Origin of the sequence: Amycolatopsis umgeniensis, from assembly GCF_014205155.1 — a bacterium.
GTDB classification, from domain to species: Bacteria; Actinomycetota; Actinomycetes; order Mycobacteriales; family Pseudonocardiaceae; genus Amycolatopsis; species Amycolatopsis umgeniensis.
Window position 1 is genome coordinate 4,154,399 of the sequence record NZ_JACHMX010000001.1, and the last position, 25,203, is coordinate 4,179,601.

General features: G+C 69.3%; 26 protein-coding genes. 9 read left to right on the plus strand and 17 right to left on the minus strand.

Features of this window, described 5'->3' with window-relative positions:
* The first annotated feature begins 39 nt into the window (after positions 1-39).
* Entirely contained in the window at positions 40-567 is a 528-nt protein-coding gene (locus HDA45_RS19310; RefSeq protein WP_184897273.1) for a TetR/AcrR family transcriptional regulator, read from the plus strand.
* Positions 568-609: 42 nt separating this feature from the next.
* Here HDA45_RS19310 and HDA45_RS19315 read toward each other — a convergent pair whose 3' ends face one another.
* Positions 610-1,035, minus strand: coding sequence for a PPOX class F420-dependent oxidoreductase (locus HDA45_RS19315; protein ID WP_184897275.1), 426 nt, complete (start codon positions 1,033-1,035; stop codon positions 610-612).
* Between the two features lie 234 nt (positions 1,036-1,269).
* On the opposite strand from HDA45_RS19315, the gene HDA45_RS19320 reads away from it, so the two are divergent.
* From HDA45_RS19320 to HDA45_RS19330, 3 genes are all read left to right on the plus strand, one after another.
* Entirely contained in the window at positions 1,270-1,788 is a 519-nt protein-coding gene (locus HDA45_RS19320) for a MarR family winged helix-turn-helix transcriptional regulator (protein ID WP_184897277.1), read from the plus strand.
* 3 nt (positions 1,789-1,791) lie between these two features.
* On the plus strand, positions 1,792-4,068 hold the full coding sequence (locus HDA45_RS19325) for an MFS transporter (RefSeq protein WP_184897279.1): 2,277 nt from the start codon (positions 1,792-1,794) through the stop codon (positions 4,066-4,068).
* A 123-nt stretch (positions 4,069-4,191) separates the two neighbouring features.
* A complete protein-coding gene (locus HDA45_RS19330) occupies positions 4,192-4,863 on the plus strand; it encodes a VTT domain-containing protein (protein ID WP_184897281.1) in 672 nt (223 codons plus the stop codon).
* A 49-nt stretch (positions 4,864-4,912) separates the two neighbouring features.
* Here the strand turns inward: HDA45_RS19330 and HDA45_RS19335 are convergent, their stop codons facing one another.
* The 7 genes from HDA45_RS19335 to HDA45_RS19365 form a co-directional block, all read right to left on the minus strand.
* Positions 4,913-5,326, minus strand: a complete 414-nt coding sequence (locus tag HDA45_RS19335; RefSeq protein ID WP_184897283.1) for a VOC family protein — start codon at positions 5,324-5,326, stop codon at positions 4,913-4,915.
* A gap of 184 nt (positions 5,327-5,510) precedes the next feature.
* Positions 5,511-6,257: an SDR family oxidoreductase gene (locus tag HDA45_RS19340; protein WP_184897285.1), complete on the minus strand. Its 747-nt coding sequence runs from the start codon at positions 6,255-6,257 to the stop codon at positions 5,511-5,513.
* Positions 6,254-6,901: a nucleoside/nucleotide kinase family protein gene (locus HDA45_RS19345; protein ID WP_184897287.1), complete on the minus strand. Its 648-nt coding sequence runs from the start codon at positions 6,899-6,901 to the stop codon at positions 6,254-6,256. The genes HDA45_RS19340 and HDA45_RS19345 overlap by 4 nt, the downstream gene beginning before the upstream one ends.
* Positions 6,898-7,767: a PfkB family carbohydrate kinase gene (locus HDA45_RS19350; RefSeq protein WP_184905803.1), complete on the minus strand. Its 870-nt coding sequence runs from the start codon at positions 7,765-7,767 to the stop codon at positions 6,898-6,900. Before HDA45_RS19350 ends, HDA45_RS19345 begins: the two co-directional genes overlap by 4 nt.
* Positions 7,768-7,772: 5 nt before the next feature.
* The gene (locus HDA45_RS19355) at positions 7,773-8,579 is read right to left on the minus strand and encodes an ATP-binding cassette domain-containing protein (RefSeq protein ID WP_184897289.1); all 807 of its coding nucleotides are present in this window, start codon (positions 8,577-8,579) and stop codon (positions 7,773-7,775) included.
* Positions 8,576-9,565, minus strand: a complete 990-nt coding sequence (locus tag HDA45_RS19360; RefSeq protein ID WP_184897291.1) for an ABC transporter permease — start codon at positions 9,563-9,565, stop codon at positions 8,576-8,578. Before HDA45_RS19360 ends, HDA45_RS19355 begins: the two co-directional genes overlap by 4 nt.
* Positions 9,565-10,584, minus strand: a complete 1,020-nt coding sequence (locus tag HDA45_RS19365) for a substrate-binding domain-containing protein (RefSeq protein ID WP_184897293.1) — start codon at positions 10,582-10,584, stop codon at positions 9,565-9,567. Before HDA45_RS19365 ends, HDA45_RS19360 begins: the two co-directional genes overlap by 1 nt.
* 115 nt (positions 10,585-10,699) lie before the next feature.
* Between HDA45_RS19365 and HDA45_RS19370 the strand changes: the two genes are divergently transcribed.
* From HDA45_RS19370 to HDA45_RS19380, 3 genes are all read left to right on the plus strand, one after another.
* The gene (locus HDA45_RS19370) at positions 10,700-11,734 is read left to right on the plus strand and encodes a LacI family DNA-binding transcriptional regulator (protein WP_184897295.1); all 1,035 of its coding nucleotides are present in this window, start codon (positions 10,700-10,702) and stop codon (positions 11,732-11,734) included.
* An 88-nt stretch (positions 11,735-11,822) separates the two neighbouring features.
* Positions 11,823-12,692 carry a LacI family DNA-binding transcriptional regulator gene (locus HDA45_RS19375; protein ID WP_184897297.1) on the plus strand — a complete coding sequence of 290 codons (870 nt, stop codon included), beginning with the start codon at positions 11,823-11,825 and terminating at the stop codon, positions 12,690-12,692.
* Positions 12,693-12,739: 47 nt separating this feature from the next.
* Positions 12,740-13,273, plus strand: coding sequence for a GNAT family N-acetyltransferase (locus HDA45_RS19380; protein WP_184897299.1), 534 nt, complete (start codon positions 12,740-12,742; stop codon positions 13,271-13,273).
* A 16-nt stretch (positions 13,274-13,289) separates the two neighbouring features.
* Here the strand turns inward: HDA45_RS19380 and HDA45_RS19385 are convergent, their stop codons facing one another.
* Positions 13,290-14,306: a glycoside hydrolase family 76 protein gene (locus HDA45_RS19385; protein ID WP_184897301.1), complete on the minus strand. Its 1,017-nt coding sequence runs from the start codon at positions 14,304-14,306 to the stop codon at positions 13,290-13,292.
* Between the two features lie 72 nt (positions 14,307-14,378).
* On the opposite strand from HDA45_RS19385, the gene HDA45_RS19390 reads away from it, so the two are divergent.
* Complete coding sequence (locus HDA45_RS19390; protein ID WP_184897303.1) at positions 14,379-16,514, plus strand: molybdopterin oxidoreductase family protein; 2,136 nt, start codon at positions 14,379-14,381, stop codon at positions 16,512-16,514.
* A gap of 1 nt (position 16,515) precedes the next feature.
* Here the strand turns inward: HDA45_RS19390 and HDA45_RS19395 are convergent, their stop codons facing one another.
* The 7 genes from HDA45_RS19395 to HDA45_RS19425 form a co-directional block, all read right to left on the minus strand.
* Positions 16,516-17,172, minus strand: coding sequence for a TrmH family RNA methyltransferase (locus HDA45_RS19395; RefSeq protein ID WP_184897305.1), 657 nt, complete (start codon positions 17,170-17,172; stop codon positions 16,516-16,518).
* 12 nt (positions 17,173-17,184) lie between these two features.
* Entirely contained in the window at positions 17,185-17,577 is a 393-nt protein-coding gene (locus tag HDA45_RS19400; RefSeq protein ID WP_184897307.1) for a DUF2784 family protein, read from the minus strand.
* A gap of 118 nt (positions 17,578-17,695) precedes the next feature.
* A complete protein-coding gene (gene pyrE, locus HDA45_RS19405; RefSeq protein WP_093932493.1) occupies positions 17,696-18,259 on the minus strand; it encodes an orotate phosphoribosyltransferase in 564 nt (187 codons plus the stop codon).
* A 46-nt stretch (positions 18,260-18,305) separates the two neighbouring features.
* Positions 18,306-20,840 carry an FtsX-like permease family protein gene (locus HDA45_RS19410; RefSeq protein ID WP_184897309.1) on the minus strand — a complete coding sequence of 845 codons (2,535 nt, stop codon included), beginning with the start codon at positions 20,838-20,840 and terminating at the stop codon, positions 18,306-18,308.
* Positions 20,840-21,637, minus strand: coding sequence for an ABC transporter ATP-binding protein (locus HDA45_RS19415; protein WP_184897312.1), 798 nt, complete (start codon positions 21,635-21,637; stop codon positions 20,840-20,842). The genes HDA45_RS19410 and HDA45_RS19415 overlap by 1 nt, the downstream gene beginning before the upstream one ends.
* A gap of 71 nt (positions 21,638-21,708) precedes the next feature.
* Positions 21,709-22,203 (minus strand): PepSY domain-containing protein, encoded by a 495-nt coding sequence (locus tag HDA45_RS19420; RefSeq protein WP_184897314.1) that lies wholly within the window; start codon positions 22,201-22,203, stop codon positions 21,709-21,711.
* Between the two features lie 178 nt (positions 22,204-22,381).
* Positions 22,382-23,149: an SDR family NAD(P)-dependent oxidoreductase gene (locus HDA45_RS19425; protein WP_184897316.1), complete on the minus strand. Its 768-nt coding sequence runs from the start codon at positions 23,147-23,149 to the stop codon at positions 22,382-22,384.
* Between the two features lie 106 nt (positions 23,150-23,255).
* On the opposite strand from HDA45_RS19425, the gene HDA45_RS19430 reads away from it, so the two are divergent.
* Complete coding sequence (locus HDA45_RS19430; protein WP_184897318.1) at positions 23,256-24,389, plus strand: hypothetical protein; 1,134 nt, start codon at positions 23,256-23,258, stop codon at positions 24,387-24,389.
* A gap of 52 nt (positions 24,390-24,441) precedes the next feature.
* On the opposite strand, the gene HDA45_RS19435 is transcribed toward HDA45_RS19430, so the two are convergent.
* Positions 24,442-25,152, minus strand: a complete 711-nt coding sequence (locus tag HDA45_RS19435) for a type III secretion system chaperone family protein (RefSeq protein WP_184897320.1) — start codon at positions 25,150-25,152, stop codon at positions 24,442-24,444.
* Positions 25,153-25,203: the final 51 nt, after the last annotated feature.

Below are 25,203 nucleotides of genomic sequence, written 5' to 3' on the forward strand. Positions count from 1 at the left end.
GTTCGAAGGTAAACCGTCCGGACGGTATAGTCAACTGATATGGCGAAGCCCACGGCGAAGGAACGCATCCTCGACTCGTACGAGGAGATACTCATCGAACAGGGGCCCGGCGGCATCACCTTGGAAGCCGTCGCCGCGCACGCCGGGGTGTCGAAGGGCGGCCTGCTCTACCACTTCGGCTCGAAGGACGCCCTGGTCGACGGCATGATGGAACGTCTGGCCCGGCTCTCGGACGAAGACATCGAGCGCGCGCGAAAGGCACCCGAAGGGGTCGTTCTGTACTACCTGCGCACCGCGATCACCGACGTCACGATGCAGAAGCCGCTGCACCGCACGACCATGGCGACGATCCGGATCCTGCTGAACGAGCCGCGGGTCGCCGACGTCGTGAAGACGTACAACAAGAAGATCCACGACATGATCAGCGAGAACGTCGACGATCCGCTGACCGCGGAGCTCGTCATCCTGGTCGGCGACGGGCTCTACCTGCGGGCCGCGCTCGGCGGCGAAGACCCGAGCCACCTGCTCGACCGGATGGATGAGATCTCGGCCCGGATCCAGCGCTGACCCCTGGCGTTCACCCCGAGAGCGGCCGTCGCCTTTAGCGGGCTAAACGCGATCCAGGCCGTAGACGCGCTCGATCGGGATGGTCAGCAGCACGCGCTGGTCGGCGACCATGGCGTCCCGGAACTCTTCCCAGTCCGGATGCTCGCCCCGCGCCCGCCGGTAGTGGTCCACCAGCGCGTCGACGGTCGCATCATCGCGCGAAGCCGCTGTCGGCGTGAGCACGGCAGGGCCCTCGACGACGACGTAGCTGCCGCCACTCTCGTTCGCGACGTGGAACGTCGCCCGCGGGTCGCGCTGGAGGTTCTTGGTCTTGGCGCGCGGCGCGGTGATCGAGATCAGGATCGCGCCGGCGTCCGCGTCGTAGAGGTAGTTGACGGTCGAGAGCTGGGGCCTGCCGTCCCGTTTGATGGTGGCGAGGGTGCCGAGGTTGTGCCCGGCGAGGATCGCGAGAAGCGCGGAGTCGGTCATGACTTCATCAAAGCGCCACCGCCCCGGGTTGTTCCAAGGCGGACAAAAGGCCTGCTCAGCGCACCAAGCCGGGCGAACCGGACAAACATGCACGAATAAATGTGCTTGCATGCGGCAACTAAAGTGTTGTCTGACACACCAGGTCACTTTCTCCTTGCGAAGCACCCTCGAGAGGAACATCCTTGCTCTAGGCAACTAGTTGCAGTGACCAAGCAACCGGCGAGAGAGACCACCATGACACCCACGACACCCGGCACCAGGTCGAAGTCCGACCTCGATCTGGCCGACACCCTCGGGCATGAGCTCGTGCGGCTCGTCCGCCTGGTCAACCGGGCCAAGTCCCAGGTGTCCAAGCAGGGGCCGGACGGCATCGAGCGGGCCGCGTACGCGATCCTCTTCTGCCTCATCCACGTCGGGCCCCAGCGGACCAGCAAACTCGCCGAGTTCCTGCACTCCGAGATCTCGACCATCAGCAGGCAGTCGAGCTCCCTCGTCCAGCACGGGCTGATCGAGCGCCTGGCCGACCCCGAAGACGGCCGCGCCTGCCTGCTCGCACCGACCGCCGAAGGGCTCCGGGTGTTCGAGGAGAACCGCAAGCAACGGAACCAGTGGCTCGCCGAGGTACTCGGTGCTTGGTCCGACGCAGACCGGGAAACCCTCAACTCGCTGTTCCACCGGCTGAACGACGACATCGAAAAAACATCTCCACAGTTCGCCGACCCCGCGTCGGCGTCGAAGGCCAAGGGGGCCTGAACAATGAGTTCCGCAGTAGAAAGTCCGCCATCTGTTCACGAAGAGGGGCCCCGGCTCAGTCACCGTCAGATCGTCACGATCCTGATCGGCCTGATGTCGGGCATGTTCCTGGCGGCGCTCGACCAGACGATCGTGGGTACCTCGATCGTCCGCATCGCGAATGACCTCAACGGGTTCGACCTGCAGGCCTGGATCACCACGGCCTACCTGATCACCTCGACGATCGTCACGCCGATCTACGGCAAGCTGTCCGACATCTACGGTCGCAAGCCGTTCTACATCGCGGCGATCTCGATCTTCCTGGTCGGCTCGGTCGCGTCGGCGTTCGCGACGTCGATGTACGAGCTGGCCGCGTTCCGCGCGATCCAGGGGCTCGGCGCCGGCGGTCTGATGTCGCTGGCGATGACGATCATGGGCGACATCGTGCCGCCGCGGGAACGTGCCCGCTACCAGGGTTACTTCCTCGCCGTGTTCGGTATCTCCACCGTGCTCGGCCCGGTGCTCGGCGGGTTCTTCGCCGACTTCGACAGCCTCGGCAGCTTCTTCGGTACGCCGATCGACGGCTGGCGCTGGGTGTTCCTGATCAACGTGCCGATCGCGATCGTCGCGCTCTTCGTGGTCGCCAAGGTGCTCAACGTGCCGCACCAGCGCCACGACCACAAGATCGACTGGTGGGGCGGGCTCGCGCTCGTCGTCGCCGTTGTCCCGTTCCTGATCGTCGCCGAGCAGGGCAACAAGTGGGGCTGGGGCTCGCAGAACGCGATCATCTGCTACGCCATCGGCGCCGTCGGCGTGATCGCCTTCATCTTCATCGAGAAGCTGATGAAGGACGCGGCGCTGATCCCGCTGCGGCTGTTCAAGAACTCGACCTTCACGGTCGCGATCATCGGCGGCGTCATCGTCGGTGTGGCGATGTTCGGCGCGATCATGATGATCCCGCAGTACATGCAGGTGGTGCAGGGCTACTCCCCGACCGAATCGGGTCTGCTGATGATCCCGCTGATGGCGGGCATCATGAGCGGTTCGATCATCTCGGGCCAGATCACCAGCAAGACCGGCCGCTACAAGGTGTTCCCGGTGGTCGGCACGCTGCTGATCGCGGCGGGCGCGTTCTTCTTCGCGCAGGTCGAGTACAACAGCGCGCTGTGGCACCCGCTGGTCGCGGCCGCGATCATCGGTCTCGGCCTCGGTGCCTGCATGCAGACGCTGATCATCGCGGTGCAGAACGCGGGCCCGCGCAGCGACATGGGCGTCTCGACCGCTTCGGCGACCTTCTTCCGGCAGATCGGTGGTACCGCGGGTGTCGCGGTGTTCCTGACGATCCTGTTCAACGTCCTGCCGGGCAACATCACCAAGGCGTTCGGCGGCAACGCGCCGACCGGGGAAGGCGCCGCGGCGCTGGGCGATCTGTCGACGAACACGAGCGGTATCGCGAATCTGCCCGAGGCCATCAAGACCCCGGTGCTGATCGGCTTCACCGAGTCGATCACCACGGTGTTCTACGTGGCGGGCGCGGTCGCGCTGCTGGCGACGCTGGTGCTGATGTTCATGAAGGAGATCCCGCTTCTCGGCGGCTCGGCCCCTTCGGCCGCGTCGGCTCTCGAGGGCGGCGAAGCACTTCTCGAAGAGGAAGCCGCACCTGTCGAATCGGCCGCCGAGAAGACTGTCGTGACAGCGCCTGTCGAACCCGGCAAGCACGCGCTGAGCAACGGGAACGGGAACGGCAACGGCGTCTATCGGGCGGGATCCGCGCAGATCAGCGGGCACGTCCGCCGGGACGACGCGACGAACGTCGCGGGGGCGGCGCTGACCCTGATCGACCACAACGGCAACCAGGTGGCCAGGACGCACACGAGCGAGAACGGCGTGTACTCCTTCGCCGGGATCGTGGGCGGCCGGTACACGATCGTCGCCAGCGGTCGCTGGTTCCGGCCGGTCGCGGCGACGCTGACCGCCACCGGCGCCGGCGTGCTGCGCCACGACGTCGAACTGGTCAGCACGATCCTGCTGAGCGGGGTCGCCCGCACCGACGGGGACCGGGTGGTGCCGGACGCGCGGATCACCGTGCTCGACTCCTCGGGCGGCGTCGCCGCCGTGGCGAGGACCGACGCGGAGGGCAACTACACGATCAGCGACCTGCCCGCCGGGACGTACACGGTGATCGCCAGCGGCTACCCGCCCGCCACCAGCCGGGTGGAGCTGCTGGGCGGTGACCAGGCCGAACACGACGTCCGGCTGAGCTACGACCAGGCACTCGACGAGCTCGTCGACCACTCCTGAGGCAGTGACGAACGGCCCGCTCCCGCGGAATACGCGAGGAACGGGCCGTTCGTCGTGTCCGGGGTCACCCCGATTCCACCGTTCGGTGACGTGCGGTTCGCCGAGTACACGTAGGCTCGCGTCGTGAGTGAGGTGTACACCGAGGCCGCGGGCATCGGCGTGAGCTGGCTCGACACCGCCGGGCCGGTGCTCGTCTGGGTGATCGTGCTGAGCTTCATCTTCGTGGAGTGCGCGCTGATCATCGGGCTTTTCCTGCCCGGCGACTCCCTGCTGTTCGCCGCCGGGGTCGTCCTCGCGCAGCACGGCTCCGATCTGAACGCGTGGCTGCTCTCGGCCGCCGCACTGCTCGTCGCGATCCTCGGCAACCAGGTGGGCTACTACATCGGCCGGGGCACCGGCACGAAACTGATCGCCCGGCGTGGTGGCAAGGTCCTGAACAAGCACAATCTCGAACGCGCCAGGTCGTTCCTGGACCGGCGGGGTTTCTTCGCCATCGTCGCCGCGCGCTGGATCCCGTGGATCCGCACGCTGGCGCCCCTCATCGCGGGGACCGCGCGGATGGATCCGCGCCGGTTCGCGCTCGCGACCGCGCTCGGCGGGCTGCTCTGGGTGCCGACGCTGGTGCTGCTCGGCTACTACGGCGCCGGTCTGCTGGACCAGCTGCCGTGGGTCAAGACGGCGGCCCTGTGGATCAGCATCGCGTTCTTCGTGGCGGGCACGGCCTACGGCTTCATCCGCTATCGCCAGGAGATGCGGCGCCCGGTCGAAGAAGCCGAAGAGAACGCGACGACCTAGACCTCCGTGTCGTCCGTTCACACACGCGTGATCAGGCGGCGAGCACGACCTAAGCCTCCGGATCCGCCCAGATCTCGAGCTGGATGCCGTCCGGGTCACGGAAAACGATGACCGAGGAACCTTCCAGGGTGCGCGATCCCTTCGACGGCGTGTAGACGACGCCGTACTCCGAGAGCCGCGCTTCCCACTCGGCCAGTTCCGACCGCGAAGAGACCTTGAACGCCACGTGGTCCAGACCGGTCCGCCGTTCGTCGAATCGCGGCCGCTCGGTGTCCTGGTGCTCGACGAGCACCACCGCGAAGCCTTCGCTCGGCGAGCGCAACACGACCTTCCGCAGACCCGTTTCGGGGTCTTCGCGACGCGTGAACTCCTCGAGTTCGAGGACTCGGGCGTACCAGGGCACGCTCCGGTCCACATCGGTCACGGTGAGTGCCAGGTGGTGCACAGACATGAGCTTGGACATCGGGGATGACCGTCCTGATCAAGAGCTTGGGGGCGCCACCAGGGTGACACAGGCACCCAGCGCCCCGAGGTGATCCACCGACTTCCCACATGAATCGTGATATCGGCCGGGAATTAGTGTTAAAACGTGGCTGAACCGCACGCGGACCCGATATCGCCCCGTGACCGCTCCGTAGCCCCGGGTGTCAACGCCCGCCGCCGACGGTCAGCACCGTCCCGGTGGTGTACGACGCGGCGGGGGAAAGCAGCCACAGCACGGCTTCCGCGATTTCGCCCGGTTCGCCCGCCCTGCCCATCGGAATGGTCGGGGCGATCCGGTCCATGCGATCGGGCAGCCCGGCCGCCGCGTGCAGGCCGGTGTGGATCATTCCCGGTGCGACGGCGTTGATCCGGACGGCTTCCTTCGCGACCTCTTGCGCCGCGCCGTAGGTCATCGTTTCGACCGCCGCCTTGGTCCCCGCGTAGTGGACCCATTCCCCGGGCGAACCGGTCCGCGCGGCGGTGGAGGACAGCGTCACGATCGCGCCGCCCGCGCCGCCGTATCGGGTGGACATCCGGCGGATGCCCTCGCGGACGCACAGGAAGACGCCCGTGATGTTGACATCCACGACGCGACGGACGACGTCGACGTCATATTCTTCGAGGCGTCCCGGGGTGTTGCCGGTGACGGCCGCGTTCGCGACCACCCCGGCGAGCGGACCGAGTCCGGAGGCCGCGTCGAACAGGGCGACGACGTCTTCTTCGGACGCGACGTCGCCGCGCTGGGTGATCGCCTGGACGCCGTGCTTCCGGACGCGCGAAGCGACGTCTTCCGCCGCTTCGGCGTCACCCGCGTAGTTGACGACGACGTCGTAACCGCGCGCGGCGGCCAGTTCGCAGACCGCCGCGCCGATGCCCTTGCTGCCGCCCGTGACGATGAGAACCCCGGTCATATAGCGAAGTTAACCAGCGGGAGGTTCTCGAGGACCAGGTCGGCCCGGCCGCTGGTGGACGCGATCAGATCGGCGTTGCGCTGGTCGGAACCGAGTGCGCGGCGACGGGCTTCGACCAGCGAGCGGCCGTAGCGACGGTGCCGCGAAACGAGCCGCTCGATGCGCTCGGGTTCGTCCGGCGCGAGGAACCAAGACTCGGCGAGGATCGGCTTCACGCCGCTCCACGGATCGTCCTGCATGAGGAGGTAGTTCCCCTCGGTGATGACCAGCGGGACGTCCGGCGTGACCGCGACGGCCCCGGCGATCGGCTCCTCGATCTCACGGCGGAACTCGGGCGCGTAGACCGTCTCGCGGCCTTCGGCGAGCCTTCGCAACAGGTGCACGTACCCGGCGGCGTCGAAGGTGTCCGGCGCGCCCTTGCGCTCCGCGCGGCCGAGCCGCTGCAGTTCCACCTGCGCCAGGTGGAAGCCGTCCATCCCGACCACGGCCGCCCGCGTGCCCAGCGCCTTCGCCAGGCCCCAGGCCAGCGTCGTCTTGCCGGACGCGGGGGCGCCGACGATCCCGAGCACGCTGCGCTGCCCCGGCTTCGCCAGCGTCTGAGCCCTGCTCAACAGGTCCTCGAACACCGGAGGCATGGCTGTCATGACAGTCCCTTTCCCATCTTCGCGACCGCGGCCGTCCACGACCTCGGTCCTTCGTGCCGCACCCGTTCGGCGGCCACCTCGTTGGCGAACGCGATCCAGCCGGGGACGTCCCCGGCGCCCCTGGCGACCGCGTACGCGAAGGCCCCGTGCCAGACGTCGCCCGCGCCCAGCGTGTCACGCGACTGGGTGACCGGGACGGGAACCGCACCGGATCCGTCCGCCGTCGACCAGCGCACCGGATCGGGGCCCGCGGTCGTGATCACCACCGGCACTCCGTGCTCGTGCGGATCGTCCCCGCGGTAGAGCGAGGAGCACGCGGCGATGTCGACCAGCGGCAGGAGTTCGGTGAGGACCGGCTTCCAGCTCCCGGCGTCGAGCACCACCGGCACCTTCCGCTCCCGCGCCCAGCGCGCCACGTACACGGCGACCTCCGGATGATGCCCGTCCAGGAGCACACACCCGGGCATTTCGTCCTCTGAACGCGGTAGTTGCGCGTGCAAGGACCGCATCGAGAGGACGAAACGCGAGGAGGCGTGGGCGTTGCGCGAGACGACGGTGCGTTCCCCGTCGGAGTCGCGGACGACGATGGCGCTGATCGCGGGCGGATCGGGCAGTTCGGGATCGAGGTCGACCAGGTCGACGCCGTGCGCCTCGAGGTCGGCGCGGGCCAGTGCGGCCAGCGGATGCGCACCGGCGACCGTCAGGAGCGTCGCCCCGGCGCCGAGCGCGGCCACGGTCACCGCCGCGTTCGTCGCCGGCCCCCCGGCGGCGACGTCCACGGACAGCGAACGCACCTTCTCGCCCGGCGCCGGGATCTCGGCGACGCGCTGAACCTGGTCGACGGTGCACAAGCCCGCCAGCAGCACCAGCACTACAGCCCCGTGTGGACGGCTGCGGCGACCTCTTCGACCTCGCCGTTCTCACCGAGCTTCAGCGCACCCGTGAGCAGGCCGACGACCTGGTTCATCGTGTGCGTCCTCGGCGAGACGACGGCGACGCGTTTGCCGAGGCGGTGCACGTGGATGCGGTCGGCGATGTCGAACACATGCGGCATGTTGTGGCTGATCAGCACCACCGGCAGGCCGCGTTCGCGGATCCGGTTGATCAGGTCGAGCACCTTGCCGGATTCGGCGACGCCGAGTGCGGCGGTGGGCTCGTCCATGATCACCGCCTTGGTGCCGAAAGCGGCCGCCCGCGCGACGGCGACACCTTGGCGCTGCCCGCCGGACAGCGTCTCCACCGGCTGCGTGATGGACTTGATGTTGATGCCGAGTTCGTCCAGGATCCGCTGCGCGTCGGCCCGCATCGTCGAGGTGTCCAGCTTCCTGAACAGCTGTCCGAACAGGTCCTTGCGCCGTTTTTCCCGGCCCAGGAACATGTTCGACGCGATGTCGAGCGCGGGCGCGACGGCGAGATCCTGGTACACCGTCTCGATCCCGTAGTGCCGAGCGTCCAAAGGGGACTTGAAGTGCACGGCCTGACCGTCCACTTTGATCTCACCGGCGTCCGGGATCACCGCTCCCGAAAGGGCTTTGATGAGGCTCGACTTCCCGGCGCCGTTGTCGCCGACGACGGCGAGCACCTCGCCGGGGAACAGTTCGAAGTCGGCGCCGTCGATGGCGGTGACCCGGCCGTAGCGTTTGACCAGCCCCTGAGCGGACAACGTGGGTGTCGTCATGACTGCTGCCTCCTCGCGAACCGGTCGACGCAGACAGCGCCGATGAGCAGGGCGCCGGTGGCGACGTCCTGGTAGAGCGCGTCCACGCCGAGCTGCGTCAACCCGGACCGCAGGACCGCGACGACCAGCGCGCCCATCATCGTGCCGAGTACCGAACCCCGGCCGCCGAACAGGCTCGCGCCGCCGAGCACCACCGCGGTGATGGAGTCGAGGTTGCCGAGTTGGAAGGCGTTCGGATCGGCGTTCGGCACGCGGCCGAGCGCCTGCCAGGCGGCGATCCCGACGATCACCCCGGCGACGATGTACACCGAAAGGATCGTCCGGTTGACCTTGATCCCGGACAGCCGCGCGGATTCCGGCGCGTTGCCGACCGCGTAGACGTGCTTGCCCCACGGTGTCCGCGTGAGCGCGTACCAAAGTGCCAGGTACATCAGCAAAGCGAGCGTCATGCCGTAGGTGATCGGGATGCCGCCGAAGAGGTAGCGACGGGTGCCGAGCCATTTGAGCAGCGAGTCGGCGACCGGGACGGCCTGCCCGCTCGCGAACAGTTTCGCGGCCGCGGTGAGCACTGTCAGCAGGCCGAGCGTGACGATGAACGGCGGCAGTTTGATCCGGGTGACCAGCGAACCGGTGACCATCCCGATCACCACCGTCGCCACGATTCCCAGCAGCAGCGCCCAGATCCCGGAAACGCCGCCGACCACGAGCTTCGCCATGATCAGCGTCGCGAGCACCATCGCGGCCGCGTTGGCCAGATCGATCCCCGCGGTCAGGATGATCAGCGTCTGCCCGAGGGCGAGCGTGCCGACCACCAGGGACTGTTGCACCACAAGGGAAAGGTTGTCGAGATCGAGGAAGGTGTCCGTGGACAGCGAGAACACCACGATCGCGACGAGCAGGGCCAGCGCGGGCCCGACCGCCGGCGCGCGCAGGAAGAACTCACCGATCGTCGGGCGTTCGTTGCCTTTGAGGGTCGCTGTTGCCATCACTTCGTCCCCCAGCAGTTCTCGAGGCCCCACTTGGTGTCCTGGCTCTCCACGCCGGGGATCGGCTTGTCCGTGATCACCGCTGATCCGGTGTTGACGAACCCGCTCGGCTTCTTCCCGGTCTTGGCGTATTCGACGGCGGCGAGGACGCCCTGCTCGGCCATCTTCTTGGGGAACTGCATGACTGTGGCGGCGTATTGGCCGTCTCGGACGTTCTTGACGCCTTCGCAGCCGCCGTCGATCGAGCCCATCACGAGCTGGTTCACCAGACCGCGGGCCTGGAGCGCGGCGTAGGTGCCGCGGCCCATCGGCTCGTTCATCGTGTAGACGGCATTGATGTCGGTGGTGCGCTGCAGCAGGTTCTCCACGCCCTGCTGAGCCAGGCTCTGGTCGCCGTTCGCGGGGGTCTTGCCCTTGATCTCCGGCGAGGCGTCGGTCAGGCCGATGCCCTTGAGGAACCCGGTGTGCCGCTGGGTGTCCACTGTGGACCCGGCGGTGCCGTCCACCATGAACAGCTTCGGCGGCTTGCCCGCGAGAACGGCCTTCACGTACGCGCCTTGCTGACGTCCGGCCTCGAAGTTGTCCGTGGCGAAGGTGGCGTCGACGGCGGTGTCGGGCTCGGTCGCGGTGTCGAGCGCGATGACCAGCACCCCGGCCTTGCGGGCGCGGTCGATGGCGTCGAGGACGCCCGTCGAGGAACTCGGCGTGATCAGGATGGTGTTCGCACCCTGCTGCATGAGGTTCTCGATGGCCCGGACCTGACCGTCGTTGTCACCGTCGAACTGGCCGGCGAGCGCGTTGAACTCCGCGCCGTTCGCTTCGGCGGCGGCCTTGGCGGCCGCTCTCAGTTCGACGAAGTAGGGATTGGTGTCGGTCTTGGTGACCAGGCCGACCTTGGCCTTGCCGCCACCGCCTGCGTTCGATCCGCCACCCCAGTGGCGTTCGACCGTGCACGCGCCGACCGAGGTCGCGGCGACCGCCGCGGCCAGGGTGAGCGCGAGGAGACTGCGCTGTCTCATGGGGGATGCCCTCCGGATTCGAGGCTGTCCTGATGGTCGGGAAGGTAGACAGGGTTATGCTCAGTCGCAAGCGTTTGCGCAAACGCTTGCCAGCTGGATCGACCGAGGATTGGTAATGCCGCCGTCACGCTCCTCCCGCCCCACCCAACGCGACATCGCCGAGCTGGCGGGAGTCTCCATCACCACGGTCTCGCACGTGGTCAACGGGACGAGAGCGGTGGCCGAAGAGACCAAGGCCGCGGTCCTGCGCGCGATCGAGCAGACCGGCTACACCGGTGACGCGATCGCCCGTTCCCTGGTCACCGGCGGGACCAGGTCGATCGGCGTCGCGATCTCCCTGGTGGCGAACCCGTACTTCGCCCTGCTCATCCAGGCCATCGAACGCGAAGCCGCGTCGGCCGGGTACACGGTCTTGCTGGCGGACACGCACGACACCGTCGACACCGAGCGTGAAACCGTGCGGACGCTGCGCTCACGCCGGGTCGACGGGCTGCTGATCACGCCTTCGCCGGGTGACGGTTCGGTGATCGGCGAGCTCGTCTCGCTGGATGTCCCGACGGTGCTCATCGACAGGCTGTCCACGCGGACCGACGTCGACCAGGTCGGCGCGGAGAACATCCAGTCGACGTCGGCGCTGACGGCGCATCTGGCGTCGCTCGGACACCAGCGGATCGGCATGATCAGCGGTACGGCGGGGCTGAGCACCAGTGAGGAACGCATCCTCGGCTACCGGCTGGGCCTCGGCCGGTCAGGGCGCACCTGGTCGGAGGACCTGGTGGCTTGCGGGCAGTCGTCGCGGGCGGGCGGCGCGCTGGCGCTGAGCACGCTGCTCGCGCTGCCGGAACCGCCGACAGCGCTGGTGGTCGGCAACGACAGCATGATGGTCGGGGTTCTGCACGAGCTGCGGAAGCGCGGGCTGCGCGCCGGGATCGACCTGCCGGTGGTGGTCTACGACGACGTCGAATGGGCCGATCTGGTCGATCCGCCGCTGACCACGATGGCGCAGCCGATCGAGGAGATCGGCACACAGGCGGTACGTCTCCTGCTGGCCCGGATCAACGAGCCGACACGCAAGGCCCAGACGATGCGGATTCCGCCTACGCTCCGCCATCGGGCGTCCTGCGGATGCGCGCACGTTCACTCACATTGATGATTGTTGGCCGACTTTCCGGTCTCGCCGCCGAGCGAGGCTCCGTCAGCCGTTACCTTCATTCAAGCTCGAATGAAGGCGTGGACCGATGACCGCATTGTCGCCGGCGTTACCCCTGTGGGAGGACACCCCTGTCACCCACCGGTTCGGGGTGGCCATGGCGATGCACGCGAACCCCTATTCGGGTGAACTCATCCGCGCCATCCGCCGCGCCGGACGACGTCACGGCTGCGAGATCACCCTCGCCGACACCGGGGACAGCGTCGCCGAAGAGGCCGCGGTCATCCGCGCGCTGCGGGCGGACCGGGTCGACGGTGTCCTGCTCGTCCCGGCGGCCGGTGACGAGGCGGTGATCAACGGTCTGGTCCGGATGGGCGTACCGACCGTGCTCGTCGACCGGATGGCCGGACGCAACGACGTCGACCAGGTCGGTTCCGAGAACATCCAGGCCGTGTGCGCGCTTGTGCGGCATCTTGCCGGGCTGCGGCACCGCAAGATCGGCTTCATCTCGGGCGAAGAGGACATGGCCACCTTCGAGGAGCGGGCGCTGGGCTACCGGCTCGGCCTCGGCCGCTCCGGCCTCCGGTGGACGTCGCAGCTGGTCGCGTGCGGGCAGTCGACCCCGGGCGGGGCCGCCGCCGCGACGGCGAAGCTGCTCGACAGCTGGCCGTCGCCGACGGCGCTCGTGGTGGCGAGCGAGGCGATGATGATCGGCGTCCAGTACGAGGCGCACCGGCTCGGCATCCGGATCGGGCGCGACCTCGCGATCGTCGGGTACGGCGACATGGAGTGGGCGGGGCAGGTGACCCCGGCGGTGACCACGATGGCGCAGCCGATCGAGGAGATCGGGCGCAAGGCCGTCGAACTCCTGCTGGCCCGGATCACCGACCCAGAGCGACGACCCGAATCCGTACGGCTCGCGCCGCGCTTCATACACCGTCAGTCCTGCGGCTGCTGAGTCACAACTCGCTGGTCAGAAGGCCGCCTCCGGGTGATGATGGCGGGATGACCGACCTGTGGACCGTGCACACCGCCGACCTCGAAGCCACCGTGCTGACCGCGGCACGCGCTCTGCTGGACGACGCTTTCGACGGCGATTTCAGCGATCACGACTGGGAGAACGCCCTCGGCGGCATGCACACGCTCGTGTGGGAGAGCGGCGAGCTGATCGGGCACGCGTCACTGGTCCAGCGACGGCTCCTGCACGAGGGGCGGGCCCTCCGGACGGGTTACGTCGAGGCGGTCGCCGTCCGCTCCGACCATCGACGGCGCGGTCACGGCGCCGCGATGATGGACGCGCTGGAGCGGGTCCTGCGGAAGGCGTACGACCTCGGAGCGCTCTCGGCGTCCGAGGAGGCGCTGGAGTTCTACGCGTCGCGCGGCTGGCTGCTCTGGCGCGGTCCCTCGTCGGCCATGACGCCTTCGGGCGTGGAAGCGACGAAGGAGGACGACGGGTCGATCCACGTGCTGCCGGTGGGGGTCACTCTGGACCTGGATGGGGAGATCACCGCGGATTGGCGCTCGGGCGACGTCTGGTGACCCCGCGTTCAGTCCTCTAAATGCGGTGATCCAGGGAAGCGGCGGCCTCGAGGAGCATCCACGCGCTCACCTGGACGGACAGGTCGCGTTCGGGGGCGTCGGGGGCGAGGGGGAGTGAAGGCGCCGGAGTCGCCCAGTCGGCGCTGAAGAGCGGCCCGTGCGGCGTCTCGGTGGCGCCACTCCAGCACGCGTCGGCCGACCGGATGACCAGGTCTCGCGCCACCCCACTCGGCAGCAGCGGCGCCGCGAGCGCCAGGTACCGCGCCAGGATCCCGGCGAACAGGCCGCCGTCGCCGTCGCCCTGTCCCCGGATCACGCCGTTCGGCGCGACATGCTCGGCGACCGCGTGGATCGCGTGCTCCACTCTGTCCATTTCGGACAGTTCGAGGCAGGCGCCGAGGTAAACCCCTTGGCAGTACGTGAAAACATGCTTGACCAGCTCGCCGGACCCGACGCGCAGGCCGTCCCACACCAGTCCGGTCTCCGGATCGACGAGCCGCTCGGTCATCCAGTCGGTCAGGCCTCGTGCGTGCTGTTCCGCCCCTTCGCGGGCGTGGAAGATCGCGGCCGGGCCGTTCGCGGGCGCGTTCTTGAAATCGTCGCCGACGCGCCACCAGATCCCGCCGCCCGCGTCGTCGGTCCAGCCTTCGCGCAGCCGCGAACTGATCGCCTCCAGCCCGCCGCGGACGTCCAGCCCGAGATGCCCGACGCGTTGCAGCGCGAGGCCGAGCCACGCGATGTCGTCGTAGTAGTCGTTGATCCACTTGCCGAAGTTGCGCAGCCGCAGGGACGCCACGAACCGGTCGATCAGCTTCAGCCTGTCCGGTGAGGGATCCCGCAGTTGCGCGTCGACGAGGGTGTCCAGCAGATGCGCCTGCCACCAGTAGTTCCAGTGCCAGTGGACCCGCTGACCCGCCGACGGGGGCCAGCCGCTGCGGCCGAGCACGGTCCCGGGCAGGCCCCACACCCGTCTCAGATGCCGGTCTCGGACCGCGCGTTCGGCGGCCGCGGCCCGGTCGGCGGGAGCAGTCATCGCGCCATCATCCCTTGCCCGCTGACATACCGCTCAGTATGTTGAGACGACCCCGACCCCGCGAGGTGCTTCATGACCACGGCGCACGTGACCTGCCCGCTCTGCGAAGCCACCTGTGGGCTGGAGGTGACGATCGACGAGAAGAGTCTGGTCACCCGCGTGCAGGGCGACCGCGAGGACGTCTTCTCGCGGGGATACATCTGCCCGAAGGGCGCCTCGCTCGGCGCGCTGCACCACGATCCGGACAGGCTCACCGCGCCGCTGGTCAAACGGGACGGCGAGTTCGTCGAGGTCACGTGGGACGAGGCCTTCGCCGAGATCGACCGGCGGCTCCGGCCGATCATCGAGGAGCACGGCAAGAACGCCGTCGCCGTCTACTCCGGCAATCCGACGGTGCACAACGCGGCACTGGTGCTCTACGGCCGCGTGTTCTTCAAAGCCTTGGGCACCAAGAACTTCTACACCGCGACCACGGTCGACCAGATGCCGAAGCACTTCTCGTCCGGCTACCTCTTCGGCGATCCGCAGACCATTCCCGTCGCCGACCTCGACCGCACCGAGCACCTGCTCATCCTGGGCGCGAACCCGTTGGTGTCCAACGGAAGCCTGATGACGGCGGCCGACACCCGCGGCAGGTTGCGCGGGATCCAGAAGCGGGGCGGCAAGATCGTCGTCCTCGATCCGCGCCGCACCCGGACGGCCCAGCTCGCCGACGAGCACCACGCGATCCGGCCCGGCACCGACGCGCTGTTCCTGTTCGCGCTGGTCAACGTCCTGTTCGCGGAGAACCGGAGCACTCCCGGCGAGCACGTCACCGGCGTCGACGAGGTTCGCGCGCTCGCGGAGCCGTTCACGCCGGAGGCCGTCGCGCCCGCGACCGGGATCGACGCCGCCGAGATCCGCCGGATCGCCCTCGAACTCGCGGATGCCGGACGTGCCGCGGTCTACGGCCGGATGGGGACCACAACCCAGTCTTACGGCACCATCGCGAGCTGGCTGGTCGACGTCGTCAACGCGCTCACCGGCAACCTCGATCGCGAGGGCGGCGTGATGTTCCCGCTGCCCGCCGCGTGGAAACCGCGACGGTCTTCGCCGTTCACCAGCGGCCGATGGAAGAGCCGCGTGCGCGGATATCCCGAGGTGCTCGGGGAACTGCCGGTGGCCACGCTCGCGGACGAGATCGAGACGCCCGGCGAGGGCCGGGTGCGGGCGCTGGTGACGATCAGCGGTAACCCGGCACTGAGCACACCCAACTCCGCGCGGCTCACGGAAGCGTTGCGGCAGCTGGACTTCATGGTCTCCCTCGACGTGTACCTCAACGAGACCACCCGGCACGCCGACGTCATCCTGCCAGGGCCGTCACCGCTGGAACGGCCGCATTACGACGTCGCACTGTACACACTCGCCGTGCGGAACGTCGCGAACTGGACGCCGGGGACGCTCGAGACCGACCTGCCGCAGGAATGGGTGACCCTGCTGCGGATGGCCGGGATCGCCGCCGGTCAGGGCCCGGACGTCGACGTCGCCGCCTTCGACACGATGGTCGCGGCCGAGACGGCGCGGCGCACCGGCGTCGACCTCGCGCTCGCCGAAGGCCGCACTGGGCCGGCGCGGATGATCGACCTGATGCTGCGCGGCGGACCGTACGGGCTGAAACTGGCCGACCTCGAAGCCGCCCCGCACGGCATCGACCTCGGCGCGCTGAAGCCGCGGCTGCCGGAGGTGCTCTCCACCGCGAGCGGGAAGGTCGAGCTGGCGCCGGACGCGATCACGAAGGACGTCCCGAGGCTGCGCGCGGAACTCGGCAAAGCGCCCGACGACGGTCTGCTGCTCATCGGGCGACGGCATCTGAGCTCGAACAACTCCTGGATGCACAACCTGACGCCGCTGGTGCGCGGCGGGAACCGGTGCACCGTCCAGGTCCACCCGGACGACGCCTCCCGGCTCGGGCTGACCGACGGCGGGCTCGCGTCGGTGACGTCGCGGGCGGGGAAGCTCGAAGTGCCAGTCGAGGTCACGGCCGACGTCCGGCCCGGGGTGGTGAGCATGCCGCACGGCTGGGGCCACGACATCGAGGGCACGCGCACGCAGGTCGCGACGGCGCACGCCGGGGTCAATTCGAACCTCGTCGCCGACGAGACCCTGCTCGACGTCCCGTCCGGGAACGCCGTGCTGAACGGGATCCCGGTGGAGGTCGCCCCGGTCTAGCTCACCAGGCGGTGGCCAGGTCGGCGTGCTGCCGGACCCAGGCGTGCATGACGATCCCGGCGGCGACGCCCGCGTTGATGGAGCGTGTCGTGCCGAACTGCGCGATCGAAACGACCAGCGACGCTGTCTTCTGCGCCTCGGCCGACAGACCCGGCCCTTCCTGCCCGAACAGCAGAACGCACTCGCGCGGCAGTTCCGCGGTCTCGACGGGCTGCGAGCCGGGGGTGTTGTCGACGGCGACCACGGCGAGCCCCTCCGCGGCGGCGAAGGTCAGCAACCCGCTGACGTCCTCGTGGTGGAGAAGGTGCTGGTAGCGGTCGGTCACCATGGCACCGCGCCGGTTCCAGCGCCGCCGCCCGACGATGTGCACGGCGGCCGCGGCGAACGCGTTCGCCGTCCGGACCACGGTGCCGATGTTGTGATCGTGCTGGAAGTTCTCGATCGCCACGTGGAAGGGGTGCCGACGGCCGTCCACATCGGACACGATGGCCTCGCGCCGCCAGTAGCGGTACGGGTCGACGACGTTGCGGCGGTCGCCTCCTGCCAGCAGTTCGGGGTCGTACCGCTCGTCCGCGGGCCACTCGCCCTCCCACGGACCGACGCCGACCTCTTCCCGCGCCACCCATTCGGTGGGGCCGGCCTCTTCCGACGAGTTCACCCGGTGATTGTCTCAGCCCATGCTGACGCGGTGCGCCGGTGCGTCCCCGTCGTGGTGGCGGTGACGCCAGCGCTGGACCGTGCCGACGTAGGAGATGATCACCGTCGCCATCGCGATCACGACGATGACGGGCAGCATCGAGCGCGGGAACACCGTGTCGTAGAGGTAGTAGGCGTTGAAGCCGCCCGGCAGGTCGCCGAGGCCCTGCTGATGCCGGAAGTAGTTCTCGGCCGCCGTCAGCGGGCAGGGCCAGGGGAAGACGTTGACGAGGATCCCCCATGCGGCGAAGAACACATGCCCGAAGATCACCTTCGGCCACCGCCACGCGAGAAAACCACCGAATCCGATGAACAGCAGCGCGAAAATGTGCACCGCGACTGTCACGTTCGCCAGGAAACCCGCCACCTCAAGCCCCCTTTCGCTCCCCTACCAGCGACGTTACCCCTTTCGTATTGAGAAACGCTCACGAAAAAACGGGGCATCCTCCGTTCGCACGGAGGATGCCCCGTTCGGGACGCTTTATTCAGGACAGTCCGAGATCGTCCTTGTTCAGGATGTAACGGTATTCGAGGCCTTCCTTCTCGATGGCCTCGCGCGCTCCGGTGTCCCTGTCGACGACCGTCGCGACGCCGACCACGTTCGCTCCGGCCTCGCGCAGCGCCTCGACGGCGGTGAGCACGCTGCCGCCGGTGGTCGAGGTGTCCTCGACGGCCAGCACGCGCTGCCCCAGCACCTCGACGCCTTCGATCCGGCGCTGCATACCGTGCGCCTTGGCGCCCTTGCGGACCACGAACGCGTCGAGCACGACGCCGTCGGTGGCCGCGGAGTGCAGCATCGCCAGCGCCACCGGGTCCGCGCCGAGGGTCAAGCCGCCGGCGGCGACGTAGTCCCAGTCGTGGGTGAGCTGGCGGAGCAGCTTCCCGATCAGCGGGGCGGCCGCGTGATGCAGCGTCGCCCGCCGGAGATCGATGTAGTAGTCGGCTTCCTTGCCGGAAGACAACGTCACCTTGCCGTGCACGACGGCGAGCTCGCCGACCAGTCTCGCCAGTTCGAGTTTCGCCGCTTGATCCAACCCGGGGTACGCCACGGCCGAGAGTCTTACACACGGCCCGCCGGGTCTCACGACGGTGCGCTCAGTCACTGCCGGTCGTCGCGGCGTCCACGGCCTGCCCCCGAGTGGCCGCCCAGGCCGGGACCAGGGTCGCGGTCAGCGCGAGCGCCGCGGCGATGCCGATGATCGACAGGTAGATCAGCGGCGAACCCATCGGCAGCAGGGAATCGGCCGCCACCAGGCAGAACGGGATGATCGAGCCCGCCGCGACGACAGTGCCGAGCACGATTCCGATCAGCGCGACGAGCCCGCCTTCGAAACCGGCCATCCGCAGCACCTGTGCCCTGGTCGAACCGGTGAGCCGCTGCAACCCGAACTCGCGGCGTCGCCGCACGGTCGCCATCACCAGCGTGTTGGCGACCGAAATCACCGTATAGGCGATGATCATCCCGACCAGCAGGTAGTTCACCCACGCGCCGACGGCCTGATCCTTCGCGTGCGCCGCGACGAGCGCGCCCCGGTCACCGACGGACACCGGCAGCCCGGCCGTCGCCTCGCGAAGCCGTTCTGTCAGCGCCGCCGGATCGACGCCCGGAGCGGCGCGGACCAGCATCTGCCCGGCGAGCCCGGCGGTGGTGTGCGGGGCCAGGAGATCGGCCGGGAGCAGCAGGCTCTCGAAACCGGGGCGCTGGCTGGTGACCGCGACGACCTTGACGTCGACAGGGGTGCCGTCGCCGAGTTTCAGGCTCAGCGTGTCGCCGATGCCGCGGCCGAAGTCCTTCGCGAAGACGGCCGGGAGCGCGACGCTCCTGCCGGTCAGCGCCTTCAGGTCGCCCTGGGTCACCTTGGTGTCGATCGTCGCGCCCGCACCGGCCGCGGTGAGGCCGATCGCCGGGCGTCCCTCGTCGGAGGAGTCGTACGGCTCCTCGAGGAACACGCTGCTGGTGACGTACTCGGACGCTCCGGCGACGCCGGGCACGGCCTGGATCCGCTGGACCAGATCCGGGGCCAGCCCACCCGCGACCGAACCGATCACGGCGTCGGCGCGGACGTCCTCGGTGAACGCCTGGTCGGCCAACTCCTGTTGAGTGGTCTGCAGGTAGATGTTCGCGGTCGCGATCCCGACGGCGAGCATGATCGGGGTGACCGCACCCGCCGCCCGGACGATCCCGGCGCGGGTGTTGAGCACGGCGAGGTGCGCGTCGATGCCGCCGAGCAGGCGCATCGGCCACTGCAGGATCGCCGTCATCACCTTCGCGACGCCGGGGGTGATCATCGCGACTCCGAGCGCCCAGAGGATCACCGCGGGACCGGCGGTGCTGGCCGCGATCGGACCGGTCATCACCGCGACGGTGACGATGGCCAGAGCGGTACCGCCGCCGAAACAGAGGGCGGCGAGCACGAACCGCGTCGGGGTCAGCCAGCGGCGGGTGACCGCGGCTTCGGCGAGCGCCTCGGTCGGCCGGATCTTCCCGGCCCGGCGGCCCGCCATGAAGGCGGCGATGAACACCGCGAGGATCGCGGCGCCCGCGCCCACGACCGACGGCAGCCAGCCTTGGTAGAACCGCAGAACCCCGGGTACCACACCGTTCTCGACCAGCTGGGTGAAAAGCCACTCGCCGAGGAACGGGCCGAGGACGGCGGCGAGCGCGGTGGCGAGCAGGCCGACGGCCAGTGCCTCGCCGAGGACCATGCGCCGGAGCTGGCGCGGGGTCGTGCCGATCGCCCGCATCAGCGCGAGCTCCCGCGAACGCTGCTGGGTGGACAGGCTCAGCGTGCTCGCGACGACGAACATCGCGACCATCACCGAGAGCCCGCCGGACACCGCCGCGATGACGATCAGGTTGGAGCCGCTCGAATCGGCCTCGGGGAACTCCGCGACACCGCGGTCGATGCCGCTCAGGACGGTCGCCCCGGCCGCGGTCTCGGCGACCTTCGCCTGCACCTGTTCGACGTCGGCGCCCGGTTTGGTGAAGACGCCGATGACGTCGGCCTTGCCGGGATACCCGGAGAGCCGGGCGGCGTCGGTGGCGGAGAAGAACACGGCGCCCCGCGTGATCGACCGCGGCGCACCGGCAACGCCGGCGACCCGGAACGATTCGGTCTTGCCGCGCGCGGCGACCTCGACGAGGTCACCGGGCTTCAACCCCGACGTGGACTCGACGACGACCTCACCCGAGGCGGGCGCCGCACCCTCGACCAGCGCGTACGGGGTCAGCGCGGCGGAATCCCAAGCGTGGCCGAGTGCCGGCCGCCCACTGGCCGCGAGCGGGAAGCTCACTTCGCCGACGACGTCCGAGACGCCGGGAACCGACCGCAGCCGGGAGACCAGGCCGTTGTCGAGCCGGACGCGCTCGGGGAGCCGCGCGTCCTCGAACTTGCGTTTGTCATCGGCTTCGAGGGAGGCCGGGTCTTTCTTGGGCAGTGCGAAGGTCTGGCCACCGGTGACGACGATCGGGGCGGCCGCGAGACGCTGGGGTTCCGCGTTGCTGCGGATCCCGGTCTCCATCAGGCCACCGCACGAGGCGACGATCAGCGCGCCGAAGAAGACGGCGATGAAGGTGCCGATGAATCCGCCCTTGCGCAGGCGCAGGGTCCGGAAGGCGAGTCGCAGCATCACGCACCCGCCCGCGCCGGGCTGGTGTTCTGGCCCCTCCGCTGAGACGCGTGCGTCGGGGCGGCCCAGGCACCCAGGTGGGTCATGCGTTCGGCGACGACGTCCGCGGTGGGCGCGTGCAGTTCGTCCGCGATCCGGCCGTCGGCGAGGAAGATGACGCGGTCGGCGTAGGAGGCGGCCATCGGGTCGTGGGTCACCATGATCACCGTCTGCCCCGTGGCGCGGACCGAATCGCGCAGCAGTCCGAGGACTTCGGCGGCGGTCCGTGTGTCGAGGGCGCCGGTCGGTTCGTCGGCGAAGACCACCGGCGGCCGGGTGACCAGCGCCCGCGCGATCGCGACGCGCTGCGCCTGCCCGCCGGAAAGTTCGCCGGGAAGGTGCTTGCGGCGCCCGGAAAGCCCGACGCGGGTCAGCATCTCCTCGACGACGCGGCGGTCCGGCCTGGCACCGGCGAGCTGCTGCGGGAGCGTGACGTTCTGCTCGACGGTCAGCGCCGGGAGCAGGTTGAAGGCCTGGAAGATGAAACCGACCCGGTCGCGGCGCAGCTTCGTCAGCTTCGTCTCGCTCATCCCGGCCAGCTCCTGCCCGTCGAGTACGACGGACCCCGACGTCGGCCGGTCCAGCCCGGCCGCGCAGTGCAGGAAAGTGCTCTTGCCCGAGCCCGAAGGCCCCATCACCGCGGTGAAGCCGCCGCGCGGGAACGCCAGCGTCACCCCGTCCAGGGCGATGACGCCCTTGCCGTATTCCTTGCGGACGCCGTCGAGCCGGACCGCGTCACCGTTCCACCCAGTGTTCATGGTGAAAACCCTAGGAATCCCAGGTCGGATGCACCCTGGGGCGAGCGTGCGTCTCCTTGGTAGGGCGCGCCCTACCTCACCTGGCCGGTCTTGGCGTCCACGTCGACGTCGTGCTCGACCCCGGTGCCGTCGCGGAGCCCGACCTGCCAGACGAGGGTGCCGTCGGTGGCGAGGTCGATCTCCATCTCGTCGAGCTCACCGGGCAGACGTTTTTGCGCGGCCTGGAGTGCCTTGACCGCGTCGACATCCGCCTGTTGGACCTTCGCCATGTCGTCGCTCGGCTTGGCGGTCTGCTGCTGGCCGAGGACTTGACCTCCGTCCCGGCTCACGCGCACCTTGTGTTCCTGCCCGTTCGACGCGACCTTGATCTCCCAGCCGTCGTCGGCGTGTTCCACATCGAAGACCCGCCCGCCGGGCACGGCGCCCGCCGCCGCTTGGATCGCCTTCACCGGCTGGGCGTCGCCTCCGTCCGGCGCCGGTGCCGCCGGGCCTGGCGGCGGCTCGGTGGAACAGCCGGCCAAGGCCAGCGTCAGCACTCCGGCCGCGACAAGACGTGATGACCTCATGATCGAAGAGATACCCGCCCGGCGCGGCCCCGAATCGTGGGTCGTGTTCGGGCACGGCAGTCCCTGTCACGAACGGCCTCTCAGGTGCGGCCCCCGCGAGACAGTCCCTGTCACGAACGGTTCCGGAGGGGGCGTGTGGAAATAGGGACACTCAACGTCCCTATTTCCACACGCCCCCTCAGGTGCGGCCCTTGCCCCCGAACCCGCCGCCGAGTTTCCGCAACACCGCCCTCGGCAGCAGCCCGCCGACAGCGACGAGCGCTTTGTACTGGAAGCTCGGCACCGAGATCACCTTGCCGCGGCGCAGATCCGCGAGCGCCTCGTCCACGACCTGGTCGACGCCGAGCCAGAACGCCTTGGGGCCCGGCCTGTCCAGCCCCGCCCGCTCGTGGAACTCCGTGGCGGTGAACCCGGGGCAGAGCGCCATCATGCGGATGTTCTTCGGCAGTGAGGCCGCGATGCCCTCGGTGAACGAAGTGACCCAGTTCTTGCTGGCCGTGTACGTCGAACCGCGGCCGCTGAAGAAGCCGGCGACTGAGCTGACGTTGATGATCGCTCCTTCGCCGCGTTCGATCATCCCCGGCAGCACGGCGCGGGTGAGCCGCAGGACAGCGGTGACGTTGACGTCGAGCTGACGCTGCAACGCGTCCTGCGGAATGGTCCAGAAGTCGCCGTTGAGGCCGAAGCCCGCGTTGTTCACCAGGAGGTCCACCGGCTCGTCGGCAAGGCGGGCCTCGACCAGCGCACGTCCGTCCACTTCGGACAGATCGGCGGGCAGGACGACGACGTCGACGCCGTGCGCCTCGACCAGCTCCGCGGCGAAGCTCTCCAGCCTGTCGACGTCGCGGGCGACGAGCACGAGGTCGTACGCCTCGGCGGCGAGCCTGCGCGCGAACTGCGCGCCGATGCCGGCGGTGGCACCGGTGATCAGGGCGGTGGATGTCATACCGGGAACCTACTCCTCAGTCGGGTCCTGGAGTCCAGGCGTGAGTGTCACCCACCGTGGGGACCTGACGTGCATTGGCCCGAGTCGGGAAGTATCGTCCCGCTCCATGGGGAAGCACAGCAGGCGTAAGCCGAGCTACCTGCCCAAAGTCGCGGCCGGCGCGGCGCCGCTGGCGTTGTTGCTCGCCGGTCCGGCCACCGCGCTCGCGGCCCAGACGGACCCGGCGATCCCGCTTCCTCTCGACCATCAGCGCGAGGGCAGCCTCGATCGCGGTGTCGGCTTCACCAGCGAAGGGGACACGTCCGTCCTTCGCGGCTTCGTGAACAGCACCGAACGGAACGTCTACAGCAAGGACCTCGGCGACGCGAAGATCGTCGCGGACGTCCGCCGGTCGGCGAGCGAGACCGTCGAGACCCGCGACGGCGTCACGGTCCGCCCCGACAAGATCGGCGCGCTCGCCGCGGCGAAAAGCGCCGAAGCCGTCACGCAAGGCCAGCGGGACACAGTGAAGCTCGACCGCTACGGCAGTGTCGTGGCCGGGAACGAGACCAAACTCGAGAAGACCGGCGCGCGGCTGACCGAACTGGCGATCAACCCGCGCACCGGAACGCCCAGCCTCCTCTCTGAGGACAGCCGCGGTCTCGGCGCGTCCGAGGGGACCTATCACGCTGTCCGGCCGCTGCCCGGGGTCGGCGTGATCAACGAGACGCAGCAGCACGGCGGCGGGGAACTCGACAGGGCCCTGCGGCTCGACGGCGGGTTCACCGGTGACCTCGGCGGTGTGCTGGAGGCGGGCCGGTCTTCCGGGCACGCCGTCGACCTCGGCGACTTCGCCGCCGTCGGGACGACGTCGGCACAGCACGGCGGCGGCCGGTTCAAGGGTGTCCTGCCGCTGGATTTCGGGTCGGGCACCGGTTTCGGCCAGGAACACGTGCTCGGCGGCACCGTCGGCCCGGCGACCGGGCTGGTGACCACCGGACAGGACGCGGATCTGGCGCAGCGCGGCGCCGGGCTCACCGGATCCGGCGCGAACACGATCAGCGGCGACCTCGGCCTCGGCGAGTCGGCTTCCGCACGCGGCACCTCGACGACGTCGCTGCGCGGGGTCCTGCCCACGGCCGATCCCGCGCGGGCCGGGCATCTGACGCAATCCGGGACACTCGACCTGACCGTACTCGGTCAGCCCGCGCACACCGGCATGACCGTCGGCGCGCTCCCGCTGGAACTCAAGCCCTCTTAGCCCAGACCCCGCCCCGCCGCCACCCTCAACGGACAGGCTGCGCCTGACTTACCTAACCTTTGGGCTCGACGTCGTCCGCGGTCTCGTCCTGCCAGTGGCGGCCGGGGGTCGGGGCGTTGTCGTACTCCTCGTCGAACGGATCCACGATGTCGGCGATCTCGCCGAGGTCGCGCAGCAGCCGCTCGAGCCGCGACGGCCCGGCGTTCGGGGCGACACTCGCGAGCACCCACTCGTTCTCCAGCCACGCCACGCCGACGTCGCCGCCGAGCGAGTCGGCCGCGTCGACGAGTTCCTGCGTGATCACCTTGCGGGCACCCTCGGAATCGTCCGCGAAGGCGTAGCGCTGGCCGATCGGGCCGAGCATCTCGGGCATGTCCTGGCGCTGGAACGGCACGCTGGACAACCACATCTCCAGCGGCGTCTCGTGCACGCGGTTGCAGCGCACGGCGACCACGACCGCCGGGATCTGGCCCTCGGTCTCGATGTCGAAGATGAAGACGGGGCGCCGCCCGTCGGAGGTGAAGGTGGACCCGGCCACGACGTTGACCGCCACCTGCGCGCCGAAGTACCCGATGGCGCCGCCGGACCACTGCCGCGGCAACCTCTCGTCCTCCTCGACGAACTGCCAGCCGCGCAGCTCGGCCCAGCGCATGCGCTCGCGATTGCGCGAGCCCTCCTTCGCCCGGTCGGCCGCGAGCAGCGCCAGCCCCGCCACCAACGCGACGGCGGCGATGACGAACCAGATCCACGCCGGAATACCCACGACGGTCAGGGTATCCCCCTGCCCTCACCGGATGTGATCGCCGGGCGCCGT